12 protein-coding genes and 1 pseudogene are annotated in these 16,408 nt (G+C 62.0%); 7 read left to right on the forward strand and 6 right to left on the reverse strand.

Going from position 1 to position 16,408, the window contains the following annotated elements:
* Window positions 1-72 precede the first annotated feature (72 nt).
* From C444_RS19720 to C444_RS19740, 5 genes are all read left to right on the forward strand, one after another.
* Entirely contained in the window at window positions 73-1,077 is a 1,005-nt protein-coding gene (locus C444_RS19720) for an alcohol dehydrogenase (RefSeq protein ID WP_004594865.1), read from the forward strand.
* 124 nt (window positions 1,078-1,201) lie between these two features.
* Window positions 1,202-2,536: a metallophosphoesterase gene (locus C444_RS19725; protein ID WP_004594866.1), complete on the forward strand. Its 1,335-nt coding sequence runs from the start codon at window positions 1,202-1,204 to the stop codon at window positions 2,534-2,536.
* Between the two features lie 211 nt (window positions 2,537-2,747).
* A complete protein-coding gene (locus tag C444_RS19730) occupies window positions 2,748-3,317 on the forward strand; it encodes a helix-turn-helix domain-containing protein (RefSeq protein ID WP_004594867.1) in 570 nt (189 codons plus the stop codon).
* A gap of 8 nt (window positions 3,318-3,325) precedes the next feature.
* Window positions 3,326-5,080 (forward strand): Nramp family divalent metal transporter, encoded by a 1,755-nt coding sequence (locus C444_RS19735; protein ID WP_004594868.1) that lies wholly within the window; start codon window positions 3,326-3,328, stop codon window positions 5,078-5,080.
* The gene (locus C444_RS19740; RefSeq protein ID WP_004594869.1) at window positions 5,068-5,514 is read left to right on the forward strand and encodes a hypothetical protein; all 447 of its coding nucleotides are present in this window, start codon (window positions 5,068-5,070) and stop codon (window positions 5,512-5,514) included. The genes C444_RS19735 and C444_RS19740 overlap by 13 nt, the downstream gene beginning before the upstream one ends.
* A gap of 29 nt (window positions 5,515-5,543) precedes the next feature.
* Here the strand turns inward: C444_RS19740 and C444_RS19745 are convergent, their stop codons facing one another.
* Window positions 5,544-8,588, reverse strand: a complete 3,045-nt coding sequence (locus C444_RS19745) for an FAD-binding and (Fe-S)-binding domain-containing protein (RefSeq protein WP_004594870.1) — start codon at window positions 8,586-8,588, stop codon at window positions 5,544-5,546.
* 42 nt (window positions 8,589-8,630) lie between these two features.
* Window positions 8,631-10,409 carry an L-lactate permease gene (locus C444_RS19750; protein WP_004594871.1) on the reverse strand — a complete coding sequence of 593 codons (1,779 nt, stop codon included), beginning with the start codon at window positions 10,407-10,409 and terminating at the stop codon, window positions 8,631-8,633.
* Window positions 10,410-11,082: 673 nt separating this feature from the next.
* On the opposite strand from C444_RS19750, the gene C444_RS19755 reads away from it, so the two are divergent.
* Window positions 11,083-11,823 (forward strand): ThuA domain-containing protein, encoded by a 741-nt coding sequence (locus C444_RS19755; RefSeq protein WP_049909658.1) that lies wholly within the window; start codon window positions 11,083-11,085, stop codon window positions 11,821-11,823.
* Between the two features lie 79 nt (window positions 11,824-11,902).
* Here C444_RS19755 and C444_RS19760 read toward each other — a convergent pair whose 3' ends face one another.
* Together C444_RS19760 and C444_RS19765 are read right to left on the reverse strand one after the other, a co-directional pair.
* Window positions 11,903-12,472: a hypothetical protein gene (locus tag C444_RS19760; protein WP_049909640.1), complete on the reverse strand. Its 570-nt coding sequence runs from the start codon at window positions 12,470-12,472 to the stop codon at window positions 11,903-11,905.
* Between the two features lie 218 nt (window positions 12,473-12,690).
* Window positions 12,691-13,269, reverse strand: coding sequence for an NAD(P)/FAD-dependent oxidoreductase (locus C444_RS19765; RefSeq protein ID WP_004594874.1), 579 nt, complete (start codon window positions 13,267-13,269; stop codon window positions 12,691-12,693).
* 111 nt (window positions 13,270-13,380) lie between these two features.
* Here C444_RS19765 and C444_RS19770 point away from each other — a divergent pair, with 111 nt between their 5' ends.
* The gene (locus C444_RS19770; RefSeq protein ID WP_004594875.1) at window positions 13,381-14,421 is read left to right on the forward strand and encodes a zinc-dependent alcohol dehydrogenase family protein; all 1,041 of its coding nucleotides are present in this window, start codon (window positions 13,381-13,383) and stop codon (window positions 14,419-14,421) included.
* A 459-nt stretch (window positions 14,422-14,880) separates the two neighbouring features.
* Here the strand turns inward: C444_RS19770 and C444_RS19775 are convergent, their stop codons facing one another.
* Both C444_RS19775 and C444_RS21505 read right to left on the reverse strand, forming a co-directional pair.
* On the reverse strand, window positions 14,881-16,086 hold the full coding sequence (locus C444_RS19775) for an ABC transporter substrate-binding protein (RefSeq protein WP_004594876.1): 1,206 nt from the start codon (window positions 16,084-16,086) through the stop codon (window positions 14,881-14,883).
* A gap of 134 nt (window positions 16,087-16,220) precedes the next feature.
* Window positions 16,221-16,408 (reverse strand): annotated as a pseudogene (locus C444_RS21505) (hypothetical protein); the annotation flags it as partial.

Genomic DNA, 16,408 nt, shown 5'->3' on the forward strand with positions numbered 1-16,408 from the left:
GCCGCCCACACAGATGTCTGCTAACTGGCCGCTTATCCGCGTCGAGCCGAAAGTGTCGGTATGTCAGACACAATGCAAGCGGCGGTCGTGCCTGAGCCAGGGGCAGACTTCGAGGTCGTCGAACGGGACGTACCCGAGCCGGACGCCGGCGAAGTGCGGATCTCGGTCGACGCCTGTGGCATCTGTCACAGCGATGTGTACGCGAAAGAGGGGACCAATCCGGTCGTCTCCTATCCACGGATTCCCGGCCACGAGGTGGCTGGCCACGTGGACGCTGTCGGCGATGCTGTCGACACCTGGGACGTGGGCGACAGAGTCGGCGTCGGCTGGCACGGCGGCCACTGTTCGACGTGTGACCAGTGTCGACAGGGGAACTTCCTCCAATGTGAGAACGGTGAAATTACCGGATTGAGCTACGACGGCGGGTACGCCGAGTACATGACTGCCCCGTCGGAAGCGCTCGCGAAGATTCCGGAGTCACTCGACGCCGCGGCCGCAGCGCCGTTGCTCTGTGCTGGCGTGACGACGTTCAACGCGCTCCGCAACAGCGATGCGAACGTCGGGGATCTGGTCGCCGTGCAGGGCGTCGGCGGCCTCGGTCACCTCGGCATCCAGTACGCTCACGCGGCCGGCTTCGAGACAGCCGCCATCTCCCGAACGCCGGAGAAAGAGTCGCTGGCGAAGGAATTAGGTGCCGACCACTTCATCAACGCGGCAGATGTGGATGCCGGCCAGCGACTGCAGGAACTGGGTGGGGCCGACGTCGTGTTGGCGACAGCACCGTCGAGTGACGCTATCAGTTCCATCGTCAGCGGCATCGGTGTCGATGGCTCCGTCGTCGTCGTCGGCGTCCCCGGTGAGCCAGTTGAAGTGAGCGCACAGCAGCTCGTCCAGAGCCGGGGCGCTGTCGAGGGCTGGGCCTCCGGACACGCACGCGACTCACAGGACACGCTGGAGTTCAGTTCACTCCGCGATATCGCGCCAGAAATAGAAACCTATCCGATTGAGGACGTTAACGAGGCCTACGGCCGGATGATCGACAACGAAGCGCGATTCCGGGCCGTGCTTGAACTGTAATCGAACAGGGTTCGATACCGGTAGGATCAGGGCTATAACCCACAGTCACAGCAGATACCCCGTTCTCCCGTCGTGATTCTCCGGAGAGCAACGCCTTTGTCTGTGGGTCAAGAACCCGTATTCAATGGACGGCACCGCTGACGACCGTGTCTACTACGTCATCAGCGACCTTCACATCGGCGGCGACGAGCAGCTAGAGGAGGTGGAATTCCTCGACGAACTGCTTGGTTTTCTGGCCCGGTTAGAAACCACCGACGAGGACGCCGAGCTACTCATTAACGGTGACGCGTTCGGGCTGTGGGAGTTTACCGGAATGTCGGGACTGGAGAAGTTCGACGCCCTCGAAGAGACCTATCCGACGCTGTTCGAGCAGCTGCGAAAGACCGGTGAGAACATCGAAATAACCCTGATTCCGGGAAATCACGACCACGAACTCGCAGCCTACGACGAGTACGTGGAGCGGTTCGCGGCGTACAACGTCAATCTCGTCCAGTCGAAGTCGATTACCCGCTCGGTGGGGGACAAGGCCATCCACTTCGAACACGGCAATCAGCAGGACCCCAACAACCGCATCGAGGACTGGGGTGACACCAACGTGACGCCGCTTGGCTACTACTACAACACGCTCGTGACGAGCCGGGCCGGCCAGCTCTCGGATCGGGGCCGCTACAACTGGCTCAAGGACGTACAGGCGGTGACGCCGACGGAACGGGTCCCGGTGTGGATGCTCTCGAAGTACTTCTATCGAGAGATGAACCCGCTACTGCGGTACGCACTCGTCCCGTTCCTACTGCTGTTCAACATCAGCGCGATCCTGGCGATTCTGGCGGCGTTGAACCTACTCGGGGTCTGGTCGGCACCGGTCGAAACGACAACGTCGTTTCTGGGCCAGTTCGGTACCGTCGGGACCGCCATCTGGGTGCTGTTGGTCGTGAATGCGGCGCTGGCCGGGCTCCTGTTGCTCGTGGGCATCCCGTTGTATCTCCTGCGTCGGGACATCAAGAAGACAATCAACCGCTTTGGCGTCTTCGAGACAGACCTCACGGTCGATACCCGGACGACGTACACGGAAGCCGCCCAAGAAGTGTTCGAGGAAAAGGAAGACGTGGTTGTCTTTTGCTACGGTCACACGCACCGACCGAGTGTGCAGTCAGTCGACGGTGGCCTGGTCGTCAACACCGGGACCTGGCTCAAACGGCTCCACCGGCGGGACGGTGTCATCGGGCTGCTCCCCCCGGTGTTTTACCCTTCCTACCAGCTCTGTGCGGTCCGCATTACGGCCGAAGAGGGGCAGGTAGTCGTGGACTACGAGGAAGTCCAGAAACCGAGCCCCAGTCCGGAGGAGCTGACACTCACCGAGCGCTTGCTGACGGTCGGTCGGACACCCAACCCCGAACTCCCCGACCGTGCAGTCGTGGAAACCGAGCAGTCGGTGCCTCCGCCGGAACCGGCCGAGTAAGAGGTGGAACCGCCCAACGGGAACACGGCTGCTGTCGGAAGTGGCCCGGATTTGGGAGATCTGCAACAGCCATTGTCGGAGGGCGACTCAGAAGTGACTCCTGCCTTCGTGAACTATTGGGACTTCTCGAGCGTCAGACGGGGGAAATCGTTTGCTCCCGAAACGGAGATTATGCAGAAAAGTCTATTACATACGACTGTAATGGCTACGTATGAGCAATACCGCGGACGATGGTCGGGCTGACGGGTCGCCACCGTCCACGGCAGAGTTCACACCGGAGCGAGTGCTCTCGGTGTTTCAGGACCGAGCGGACCAGGCGAAGCCGTTGACCGCAACCGATGTGATGGACGCGCTCGGCTGTTCCCGGAAGACGGCACACAACAAGCTCGAGGTACTCGTCGATCGGGGTAAGCTGGAAACGCGGAAGGTCGGCGCACGGAGTCGGGTCTGGTGGATCCCGTTCTCCCAACTCGTCGGCTCGAACACACAACAGCAGCAACGAGAGCCGCCGGTCGAGCACAGTATCGCCGACGCGGACCTGCCGGGGACGGGGGACGTACTCGACGACCGGCGCGCAGCACTGCGGGCCGCATACGACTACCTCCGCGAAAACCCTGACACCGATGCTGGGAAACTCATTACCGAGGTGTTTCAGGAGCACCCGGCGGGCTACAAGACCGCTGACGAGTGGTGGGACGCTATCGGACCCGCGCTCGAAGACCTCCCACAGGTCGACCTGGCTGCCGACCACGAGCACGTCTGGCACTACGTCGGTGGGTGAGTTCACCGATGCCAGAGGAAAAGCCGACGGAACAGTCGGACGTAGCGGAAGACGCGGAGTCAGAGACATCGGATGTGTACGCCTCTCGCAAAGAGCAGCGGTATCCCATCTCATCGTACACCCCAGTCGCGTACGACAACCTCGAAGTGGCACCGGAGAGCGATGCCCATCCGGACACGGGGTCGGGCGGGCGGTTCAGAGAACTCTCGTTGCCGAAAGTGCCGAAGCTCCGCCACGTCGTCGGACCCAGCGCGATCATGCTGGGGGCGTCGCTCGGCAGCGGTGAGACGTTATTCTGGCCGCATCTGGTCGCCAACTACGGGTGGGGACTGTACTGGCTGTTCCTCGTGGCAGTCTGTCTCCACTTTGTCATCAACACAGAGATACAGCGGTGGACACTGGCGACCGGTGAGAGCGTGTTTCGGGCGTTCGAACGGGTCCATCCCGTCCTCCCGCTGGCTATGCTGGTCGGCGGGTTCATCAGTCTCGGCTGGCCGGGATGGGCTGCGAGCGCCGCACAGATCGGCGCACAGGGTCTTGGACTCGGAACGTACGACATCGCTGGCGTCAACATCGTCGGCTGGCGACTGTTCGGTATCGCGCTCATGGTGTTCATCTGGATCACCTACCAGGTGACGCCGCTGATGTACAACGTCGTCGAGAGCCTCCAGCTCGTTCTGGTGGCGCTGTCTATCGCGTTCACGCTGCTGCTGTTCGTTCTCATCGGGTCAGTTGACGTGCTGTTCAGCGTCCCGGGGAGTCTGACGGATGTCGGCGACTACTCGCCGGTCGGGACCATCGCCGTGCTGGTCGGGGCGCTGGCCTACGCTGGCGCGGGCGGCTACCTCAACCTCTCACAGAGCCTCTGGATACGCGAGAAAGGCTACGGGATGGGGCGGTACCAGGGCCGAATCAAGAACCCCTTCGCCGGCGACGACCCCGAGACAGTCCACGAGGACGGGTTCACGTTCACTCCAGACACACAGAACCTCAAGCGGTGGCGGGGGTGGTGGCGCGTGACACAGCTCGAACACCTGTTGACCTTCCTGCTGGGTCTCCTCCTCGTTACAACGATACTGGTCGTCATCGCGGTGTCACAGGCACCGGGTGCGACGAGCGACGCGGTCGATATGTGGCTCATTGAGATCGCGCCGTCGGTCGGCGGGTTCACGACGAGCGTCATCTACGTCACGCTGTTTCTCGCCCTGTTCACGACCGAATACGCGATCATCGAGTCGTTCGTCCGGAACAGCTCCGACATCATCTACGAGCTATACGGTCGGGAGGCGGGCTGGAGCCTGCCGCGGCTGTTCTGGGGATTGCTGACTGTCTTCTGTGGCTGGGGCATCTTCATACTCACCCTTCCGATATCAATATCCGATCCCTTCGGGCTCCTGGTCGTCGGAGCGGCGCTGTCCGGTCTGTTGATGTGGCCGTACATCGTCATCGTACAGCTCGTCAACACGGTCCGGCTGCCAGAGCACACGATGCCGGGCTGGGGTCGGATCGCTGCAATGTGGGTCGCCGCCGCGTTTTTCGGCTATTTCAGCGTCCTCCTGATTGGAACCGGGCTGGTGACACGGCTGGGATTGCAGGCGTTTGCCGTCCAGACAGCCGTACTCGGCAGTTCGCCGGGCGGGTACGCCCTCTGGGCGGTCTTCCTGCTTGTCCAGGTGTATACGATGTATCGGGTAGGACGTGCGAAGGTTGCGGCAGACGGAACGGTCGCTGACGCGGCCACTGCGAAAGGGTGGTTCTCGTGACCGACGAACTCCGCGTCCACTTGCATTACACGATGCGGGGCTCGTACCCGCTCCGGCTGGTCGACGTGTTGTTCTGTACGGAGCAGGCCTACTTCGTCGAGTACGACTATCTGACACCCGTCGACCTGTTGTTCGGATCGCCGGACCAGCGAGCCGCCGCATTCGCGTCGCGCGTCGTCGATGATGGCGTCCCTGCAGCCCTCGAAACCGCCGAAGCGATCGAGACACAGTCATACGACACACTCGACAGTGTCGATATCCACACGGGTGGGCGAATCGGTCGGCCGAAAATCACGGCGCAGCCTCGGGCAGGCTCCGCAACAACGGTTCGAGTACACGGCCAGTTCGACTCCGAACCGTTCGTACAGGCGCTTCGGTCAACGGTGGACGGGCACGATGTCACGATCAGGCAAAGAGACGGGATCGGGTTCTGACCGCAACCGGGCGACGTCGCCGGACCCGGTTACCGTATTGCTGTCGCAACCATCTCGATGGGATGTGGCGGCTCCGCGTCGCCGTCGCCGAAATCGTCGATCTGAGACCGGCAGGACGCGCCGGGCGCGACGACTTGCTCGGCAGGCGAATCGTCTATCTGCCCAAGGAGCAGGTCGGCAATGCCCTTGCTCATCGAGTAGTGTTCGGCCTCGTAACCGAAGGAGCCAGCCATGCCACAGCAGCCCGAATCCAGCGGGTCCACATCGTAGCCGGCCCGCCGGAGGACGCCGACGGCGTGGTGGTCCTTCTTGGTCGCCTTCTGGTGGCAGTGGCCGTGGTACGCCAGCGAGTCGCCCGACGCGTCGAAGGAGATCGACTCTCCCAGCCGGTACGTGTCGAGATACTCGCAGACGCCGTACGTATTCTCCGCGACGGCGTCGACGTCGTCACCGGAAAGCAGGTCACGGTAGTCGGACTGATACATCACCGCGTCAGAGGGTTCGATGGTGACCACGTCCCAGCCGTCGCGGACTCGCGGTGCGAGCGAATCCACGTTCGCCCGCGCGGTCTTCCGAGCGTGGTCCAGCATACTCTTGGAGAAGGCGGGACGACCGCTATCAGTTACGTCGTCGGGGACGACTACATGGATGCCCGCCGCTTCCAGCACTTCTACTGCTGCTTTCCCGACATCTGGGTGGCTGTAGTTCGTGTAGGGGTCAGCGAGCAAGAGCGCCGTCCGGTCAGCACTGCTCGCTGCGACCAGTGCCCCGCCGCGGTCAGCCCACCAGTCCCGGAATGTGGTCCGGTGGAAGTCGGGTAACGTCCGTTCGTCCGTGATGCCGACTGTTTTCTCCATGAGGAGTCCCGACCCCGGCAGATCCATCAGCCAGTTCGACACCGGGGCGAACGCGCTTCCGACCGAGAGCACTGTCTCGACGTTGGCGAACAGTCGGTCCCGCAACGAGATGCCCTCGCGCTGGTGGTGTTCATGGACCACCTCGGCCTTGAGCTTCGCCATGTCGACGCCGCTCGGGCAGTCCTTTTTACAGCCTTTACAGCCGATGCAGAGGTCGAGGACCTCCGTGACGAACTCCTCCTCGAATGGGTCCTCTGGGAGGTCACCGTCCATCGCCGACCGGAGCATGTTTGCCCGGCCGCGAGTGCTTGTGATCTCCTCCTCGGCGGCGCGGTAGGTCGGACACATGACGCCACCGGTGGTTTCCTGGTGGCCGGTACAGCCCGCACAGCCGTGACAGAGTTCGACCATCCCCTGGAACCCGTTTTCGTTGTCCCAGTCGAGTGTCGGTTCGAAGCCAGCGTCGAATTCGTAGTCCGGGTCGTACCGGAGGTTCTCGGCCGGGTCGTGCTCGCCACAGATGTTACCCGGATTCAGTCGCCAGTCCGGGTCGAACGCTGACTTCAGATCGCGGAACGTCTCCCAGAGGTCGTCCCCGTAGAGCTTGCGGTTCCACTGGGTCCGGGCGCGGCCGTCGCCGTGTTCACCCGACACGGACCCGTCGTACTGGACGACGAGGTCGGTGATAGCGTCGGAGATTTCTTCCATCGTCTCGATGCCGTCCTCGGATTTCAGGTTCAACAGCGGCCTGATGTGCAGGACGCCGGGGCCGGCGTGGGCGTAGTAGGAGGCGAAGGTGTCGTACTCGTCGAAGAGTTCCCTGATGTCGGCGACGTACTCCGGGAGGTTCTCGGCCGGGACCGCCGTGTCCTCGACGAACGGCCAGTGCTTGTCGTCGCCGGTCCGCGACAGCAGAATCGGCAGCCCGGCCTTGCGCATCTTCCAGAACTTCGCCTGCCGGTCCGCGTCGTAAGCCTCCAGCGCGTCGACGGCGTGGACCGGGGCATCAGTGACTGACGTCGCCCCCTCGATCGGGGACTCTTTGGCGTCGTAACCGGGGAGTCGGTCAGCGAGCAGGTCCGCGACTTTCTGAGCGCCTTCCTCGGCCGAGTCGGCGTAGAACTCGACGAGCAGCGTCGAGTCCGTCTCCTCGGGGAGCATGCCGACGACATCGGCGAACTCCGGCGTCTCCGCGGCGAGGTCAAGGAGCACGTCGTCCATCACCTCGACAGCCGAGGGGTCGTGGTCGAGGATCGGGGCCACGTCCCGCATCGCCGAGATGATGTCGTCGTAGGTCAGCATGGCAACGGCCGTGGCGTCGGGGACGGGTTCGAGCGAGACTGTCGCCTCCGTCACGACGGCCAGCGTCCCTTCACTCCCGGCGAGCAAGCGTGCGAGGTTGACTTCGCCCCGTTCCCGGGCGTTGTCCACCAGTTCGTCCAGATTGTATCCGGAGACGTTGCGTTTGAGCTCCGGATATCTGTCGTCAATCTCCGCGGCGTCTTCTGCAAGGATCTTTGCGACTTCGGCGTAGATCCGGGTTTCGAGGTCAGCGTCCGGGCCGGCCTCGGTCGCTCGCGCTTCGAGGTCGTCGACATCGACCCAGCCGAATGTCGTGCGGGTTCCGTCAGCGAGGACGACCTCACACTCCTCGATGTAGGCGTCCGTCTTGCCGTATTTCAGCGAGTGTGCGCCGGTCGTGTTGTTCCCGATTGCACCGCCGAGGACGCTCTTGTCGCCCCAGGCCGGGTCCGGCGCGAACTTCAGCCCGTGGGGTTCCAGGTGGTCGTTGAGTCGAGCGATGGTGATGCCGGCCTGTGCGCGGGCCCGCTCGGCCTCGGGGTCGACCGACAGCGCATCGTCCATGTGTCGCTTGAAATCGAGGACGACCGCCTCGTTGACGGCCTGCCCGGCGAGACTGGTCCCGCCACCCCGGGGAAGCACCGGAATATCCTGCCTGTCGCAGTACTCCATCACCGCGACCACGTCGTCGGTCGAGACCGGCGAGACGACGCCGATGGGGAGCTGTTCGTACGCGCTCGCGTCGGTTGCGAACAGCTCACGAGTGTACGTGTCGAAGCGTACATCACCGTCCACGCGGCGCTCCAGGGCCGCCACGAGGTCCGGTCTATGGACGCTTTCGCCCTGGTAATCGTAGTTCGCGTTCGGATCTGTCGCCGGGTCACGTTGCTCGGGGAGTCGGGAATCGTATGCCATGAATAGGGAGTAGGTGGAGGGTAGGTGGGTAGGTGAGTCGGGTTAGAACGCGCCCGGAGCCACGACGTAGGCCAAGATGAGCGTCAGTATGCCCGTGGCAACGCCGTAGTACAGCACCGGAATCAGTTCGAGGCGGATGACGCGCCCCTCCTCGCCGATGAGGCCGACCACCGTGAGGGCGGCGACCACGTTGTGAATGGCGATGAGGTTGCCGATTGCGCCGCCGACAGCCTGCGCGGCGACGATAATCTGGGTCGGCGCGCCGATCTGCTGTGCGGCCTGGAACTGGAACAGCCCGAACAGGATGTCACTGACCGTGTTCGAGCCGGCGATGAACGCGCCGAACGCGCCGATGAAGCCCGAGAAGAACGGGAACATCTGGCCGGTCCCGTTCGCCGTGATCTCCGACAGCAGTCCGAGCATCCCAGCGTCGGTCGGTGCGGCCTCCAGCACGACGGCACTGCCGGTCCGTTGCATGATCATGACCGTCGCGACCGCGAACCACAGCGCGACGACGGCCGGCGCGATGTTTCGGAGCGCCTCGCTCCACGAGGCTTTGATACCGTCGGTGTCCATGCCGTGGAGCGCGTACGTGATGACGGCGACGAGGACGAAGAGACTCCCGGGGAGGTAGAACATCTCGACGCCCTCCGAGAACGGCGTGCCGAGGATGTTATTCCAGATCAGAACTCCGTTCGTCGACAGGAACTCCTGAATCGGGCTGACGACGCGAGTCACGACGAGCAGCGCGGCGACGAGGATGTACGGCAGCCAGGCCATGCCCAGTGACATGTCCTGTGAGTGGGACTCGGCGAAGTCCGCCGTACCGCCGTCGGCCGCGACAGTTCCCTCTCGGCTGCCGCCCGCGGTTGTACCAACGCCCTCACCGGGTTCGATACTTCCAACCCAGTGGTCCGGCCACTGGGCCTGCGGGCCGAAGTCCCATTCGTCGTCGGGGAGGAAGTAGCCGGCCCGGAGCGTCGTCGTGACGACGAGCAGCCCGACCATCGCACCCAGTAGTCCCGGGAACGTCGGCCCGAGGAAGTACGCGGTCGCGACGTAGGGGATGGCAAAGGAAGCCCATGCGAACAGACACAGCGGCAGGACTTCGAGCGCCGGCTTGATCGACCGCTCCTCGCCGAAGAAACGGGTCATCATCGCCACGCCGATGAACGGGATGGCAATGCCGACGATAGCGTGGATAAGCGCCGCCCACACGCCAATCTGGGCGACGTACGCACCGACGCTCGCGAAGCCGCCCTGCTGAAGCACCTGCTGTGAAGCGCCCGTGCCCTCCGCGAACACCACGTCACGCAATCCGATTATCAGCGGCGTCCCGACCGCACCGAACGTGATTGCGAGGATGTTCCCCGTGAGCGCAACGACCACTGCAGCCAGTGGCGGGAAACCCAGACCAACCAGCAGCGGCCCGACAATTGCCGCCGGCGTCCCGAAGCCGGCCGCGCCCTCAATGAACGACCCCATGAGGAACACGAGCAGGATGACCTGGACACGCCGGTCGTCGCTGATCGAAGAGAACCCTGCGTTGATGACCTCGAACGCACCGGACTGTTTCAGCGTGTACAGCAGGAGTATCGCCCCGAAGACGATGACAAGGATTCTGGTCGCTGTCAGCGCACCACGTATCGATGCGGCGGCGATCAGCGTAGGGGTCATCTGCCAGCCGACGAAGGCGGCGATAGCCGCCACCGCCCACGCAATAGGCATTGTCCGTGTTGCCGGCTGGTACAGCCCGACCATCAACACCGCAATCGTCGCCAGCGGGAGCAGTGCCATGAGCACCAGTGTGTGCTCAGACATCGGATCTCACCCCCGGCTTCCGGTCGGGACGAACGGGAGCCATTTCCCCAGCAGCGTCCACCGGGCGAAGGTATCCCACTCTCATTTCGGAACCACCTCGGTAGGCAGCTCTATCGCTCGAAACCATCCGATACAGCGGTTTCTGGTAGGGTGCATCAGTCACGTCGTCTGTCAGGGAGTATTTATACCTATCTACTGTTTATATTATCAGCTACTCAGAATAACGGTGGAACGGGAGCGAGAAACCCTGATGGCACAAAAAACACGGTTTATCATGTATGTGTGTCCGGAAGGGGGTACAGTCGTGTGTAACCGGTATAGCAGTTCTTTACGCGGCGGTTTCACACGACTGTACTCCATCTGAAGCGGCTTACAGTCGTCTGTATTCCGCAGTGTCAGGGCGTTATTCACGGCCCTGTGGATACGGTTGGAGGTTGGGGCGTATCGGCGTTCACCCTTGCTGTTGCCATAGCCACTGTGGAGCCGTGCTGGCGCGCGGTGGACGCAAGCCAGACATTTGACGCCGAGTCACATCGAATGGTATCCGAGGCAGATGACGGGATTGTGGAGGAACCCGGCGAATACTCCACGGATAAGGAAACGTATCGCATTCTCTCGGCGTACGGATTGCCGCTTGGCGAACGCCGTTACGGCGGAGGTGGAAACCACGAGTATGACACGCGTCACAGTCTGGAACGAGAACATCCACGAGCAGGAACACGAAGCGGTGGCTGACCTGTATCCCGACGGGATTCACGGCGCTATCGCCTCCGCACTGGAGGAGCGCGGGTTCGACGCGGAAACCGCGACGCTCCAGGAGCCCGAACACGGCCTCACCGAGGACGTACTGGCAGAAACGGACGTTCTGACCTGGTGGGGCCATGCCGCGCACGATCAGGTTGCCGACGAGGTTGTTTCCCGAGTGAAAGAGCGGGTCCTCGACGGCATGGGGCTCATCGTTCTCCACTCCGGCCACTATTCGAAGATTTTCCGCAAATTGATGGGGACGACCTGCAGTCTGAAATGGCGCGAAGCCGCCGAAACCGAGCGGTTGTGGGTCGTCGAGCCAGGCCATCCCATCGCCGATGGTATCGACGAGTACATCGAACTTCCGGAGACCGAGATGTACGGGGAACGGTTCGACATTCCGGCACCGGATACGCTCGTGTTCAACTCCTGGTTCGAGGGCGGTGAGGTGTTCCGTTCAGGGTGTTGCTACCGCCGCGGGGCGGGCCGGATCTTCTACTTCCGTCCTGGCCACGAGACGTACCCGATTTATCACAACAACACGGTCCAGCAGGTCCTCGCCAATGCCTGCGAGTGGGCCGCATCTGGGGACGGTCCGGAGCCATCGTTTGGCAACGCCGACCCGATTGAAGCCATCGACGAAAGCGACGAGCGGTCGGTCCACTGATTTCGGCGTCAGGTTTAGCGGCCTCGTATTTAATCGAGCTGTGTTACATTCTATTACAATGGATACGCACCCTACGCAGTCACTGTGGGAACACGGGCTGTACCTTGTCTCGTCGTCGTTCACCGTTTCCCAGATGGTCGACATCGAGCTGTACCCCAGTTCCGAGTGTTGATTCGAGCTGATCGAACAGCGGATCGAGCGACGTTTCGACCGGCGACAACACCCGCCACCGATACGTACTGCCGGTGCGTTCCGATTCGAAGACGACACCGTCCCCGATGTAATCAGTGACGATAGCAGGTACTGCACAACACCGGTCAATGTGTGCGTGGTACGTATATACAGTTCTGGCGGCCGGTCGCCGGTCGAGAACCTGATATTCCCGCGTCCCGGAACAGCGGTGCTCGTCGAGATACTCGTTACAGCCTTCGTCGTCGAGAAACACCTCATCGAACGCGGAAATGGCGTCAACGGGACCGTCTACGTGGTCGATACGCCACATAGCGTTTTCGGTCACGGTACATCTGGCGTTCCGGAGTCGTAGCGTAGGGTACTCGTGAAACAGGTCCATTAGCGGGTCGGCACCCGCAGTGAACCTGATATTGAACTCGAACTCCTTCACAGAGGATACATGGTTCTGTGATGCCATAGTGAATCAGTCGATAATGCTGTCGGTCGGATTCAGACTCCAAACCGACTGTAGTGACGTGGTAGAGGCGGCAGTGCCACAAATTACGCACTTGCTTAGCAGCACCTGACCCGAGTTTACCTACCGTCGAATACAGTCTGTACTCGCCGGCCAGTGACCAGTAACACGGTTTTCAGTGGTTAGCAATGAGATAGACGCGTCTGGAGTCGGTTCGGATTCTACTCCTCGGGACCGAACAGCGCGTCCGCGTCGGCGGGCGTATCGAAGTCGTGGAAGTGCTCCCCTTTCTCTTTCGTGAGAATATTCAGGGCCGCTGCCGCGCCGTCACCGGCGGAGATGACGGCCTGCCACTCCTCGGCGCGGACCATGCCACCCGTGGCGTAGGCGTCGGCAACGCTCGTCTCCATCGTCACATCCACGTCGACCGTATCCTCGTCAGTCATGTCACAGCCCAGGGACTCAGCGAGGTCACGGTTGGCCCCCGTCGCGAGGACGAGGTAAGTCGCTTCGTACGTATCGTCCTCGGTAGCCACCTCGAATCCGGCATCGGTTTGCTGCACATCGGTCACCTCTGTACCCTGCTTTCTGTCGACGCCGAAGCTGTCGACCTGTGTCCGGGCAGTCTCCATGAACGCAGACCCGTCTTGGGAGCCCACCCCGAGATAATTGAACAGGTGCGCTTTGTGCATCCAGGTCCCGTCAGTGTCGAAGACTGTCGTTTCCAGCCCGTTTTTCTGTGCAAACAGTGCCGCGCTCAGGCCGGCGGGGCCGCCCCCGACGATGAGAACATCCGTCATGCATCTGTATTTATATTCCATCGCTGGTAATTGTTTCCATCCAATAAAACGTGCAGTCGGATATGGCAAAGGCATGAGAACGGTTTTCCACAACCGCCCCGAAGCGATCATATGCGCGCAGCCATCTATCGCGGCCCCGGTGAGATCACAGTCGAAGAGGTCCCGCGGCCGGAAATCGAATCGCCCACCGACGCGATTGTCCGTGTGACCCACACCGCCGTCTGTGGCTCCGACCTGTGGTTCTATCGCGGCCAGAGTGACCGAGAGGAAGGGTCCCGCGTCGGCCACGAACCGATGGGTATCGTCGAGGAAGTCGGCGACGACGTGCGCTCAGTCGAGCCCGGCGACCGGGTGTTTGCCCCGTTCGTCATCAGCTGTGGCCGGTGTGAGTTCTGCCGGAAAGGGCTGCATACGTCCTGTGTCAACGGCGATTCCTGGGGTGGCGACAACGGCGGCGGCCAGGGAGAGTACGTCCGAGCGACGGAAGCCGACGGGACGCTCGTCCGGGTCCCCGACCGTCACGCTGACGACGAGGACACGCTGGAAGCGATTCTCCCGCTGACGGACGTGATGGGGACCGGTCACCACGCGGCGGTGAGCGCCGGCGTCGGCGAGGGCGACACTTGTATCGTCGTCGGCGACGGGGCCGTCGGACTGTGTGGCGTGCTTGCGGCCCGTCGTCTCGGGGCGGAACGCATCATCGCGATGGGACATCACGAGGACCGTCTCGAACTCGCTGAGTCGTTCGGCGCGACAGAGACCGTCGCCGCCCGTGGTCAAGATGCCGTGGACGCCGCGGACGACCTGACCAACGGCGGTGCAAACCACGTTCTGGAATGTGTCGGTGCGGCCTCGGCGATGGAGACCGCTATCGACGTCTGTCGGCCGGGCGGGACCGTCGGCTACGTCGGTGTCCCGCATGGCGTCGACGACTCCGGTTTGGACGTGTTCTCGCTGTTCGGCGACAACATCGCGCTCAACGGTGGCGTCGCACCGGTTCGCGCCTACGCCGACGACCTGCTGAACGACGTGTTGCAGGGGACACTCGACCCGTCACCGATATTCACAAAAACCGTCGATCTCGACGGCGTCCCCGAGGGGTATCGAGCGATGGATGAGCGCGAAGCCATCAAAGTTCTCGTCAAGCTGTAGTCGGCCTGTACTGGCTGTCAGCCACGCAGACCGTGGAAGACCTCGCTACAGGTTATGCGATTAGTTCTAAAGCGATCTGTACGGACCAAGCTCTGGGGAGGTCAGTGCGCCGTCCTGTGGAGAGTCAACTATAATGCACAGGTGCTGCTATACTAGCTTTCCGCACGACCGACAGCGAGGGCGGTCAGCTGACGGGTCGTATGCTAGCGCAACGTCGTTGCAGTGACGGCAATATCGGTCGGAGCCAGTGGTGTAAGAGTGCGTGTTCCCTTCGTGTACTAACATATGTGAGTGAATGCCACGGTGGTATAAATTCTTTCTGGACAAACAGACCGATATACCCTTATATACCATATATACTGACAATGATCGCTATAGTATTAGACCGTTCATCCAGATATAGGCGAACTATCTCAATACAGCTACTCAGCCTGTTTGTAAGTGTGAGACGGATAGTGGTCAGATATCGCCGTTCACGATGTCCGCGACCCGCTGGCGGTCGAACAGCTGCTCCTCGGGCGGAATCTCAGGATACGGCCCCCCAGTGTACGTCGGCCACTCGCCGAACTGCTCGGGGTACAGTTGCTTTGCGGTCATCTCCAGTTGGAAGAGATGCAGTATCGGGCCCTGATACCTCGCCCCCTGGGGGTAGATCCGGTCGTTCTGTACGGCCACGATTTCCGACCCAACTGGGTCGGATTTGAACGCTTCCCGTCGCTCCGGAAGGCTCGTATTCGGATCGAACCCGCCGAGGTGCAAGATGACGTCCGGGTCCGCCGCAAGCAGCGTTTCGAAGTCGACCACGGAGTTCGTCTCGACCGAGCCCTCGAAGGCGTCCCGTGCGCCGAACGGGCGAGTGTGTGCGGTCAGGAATCCGGGGTTGTCAAGAGTGTACGCGTAGATCTTGTCAAGGTCAGCCGCGGCGAGCATCACTGCCGACGGCCGCTCCGACTCGGGCGGTAAGTTCGCGTCGATGGTCGATCGCATTTCGTCGTGGATCGCCGCCAGCGCCTCGTAGCGGGCCTGCTCCTGAAATGCCTCGGCCACGAGTTCGAACTGCTCCCAGAGGGTGTAGTACTCGTAGTCCCTCCATCCGGAGGGCGGTTCGGCGTGGCGGTCGCTCAGCGAGTTGCCGAACCACGGTGAGACGTTGGTGGCGATCTCTGCGAAGTCCTCCCGGTCCCAGTTGTCCTGTTTGGCGATCCAAGCCGGGTCCGCTAGGTGGATATCGTTGTCCAGTTCGTACAGTTTCTCCTTGCTCGGCTTCCACGAAGAGTAGAGGCCAGTCCAGTCCAACGATACACCCGGCAGCCGTTCGACGAACTGGTTCCATAGCCCACTGTAGTAATCTGGGGCGTGCATGGCTGTGACGGTCTCCCCACGCCCCAACGCGAACGCCATGTCGGCGTGGTGCGTGAGCCTCGTGAAGACAGTCTCCGGTGGCGAGTCGAACGTCACCGCCCCCATCGGTGACATCGACACGGAGTACGACTCATCCACAGTGGTTGTATCCGTCTCCATTACGGCCTCCGTCGGAGTGGGCCCGGCTCCCCGTTCGGCATCGCTTGTGCATCCCGCAAGCAGCCCGGCACTGAGAACCGTTCCCCCGTACTTGACGTACTCCCTCCGCGTCGGTGACTCGCTGTCAGTGGTGTCGTCAGCCATTATTTTAGGCTAGCCTAAAAATTATATAGGTGTTCCGGTTCACCGACCCGGAAAATCCAGTATCAAACGCTGAGTCCGGCGTCTGTGTCAGGAATCCGTGGAACAGAGCGCGATTTCGCGGTGGTCTGACGACCCTATTCGGCCACGACCTCCTCGGCACGGTCCGGTTCGGCAGTATCGTCACCAGCAGTGTGTTCGTCGCCGTCGTGGCGGGCACGGATTGGATTCACGCGCGGTCCGTGCGGCGTGGCCGAGACCTCCGCCTCGATTTCGAAAACGTCCGCGAGGAGTTGCTCCTGTCTCTTATACACATCTCTGAGCG

It is taken from the genome of Haloarcula japonica DSM 6131 (assembly GCF_000336635.1).
Lineage (GTDB): Archaea > Halobacteriota > Halobacteria > Halobacteriales > Haloarculaceae > Haloarcula > Haloarcula japonica.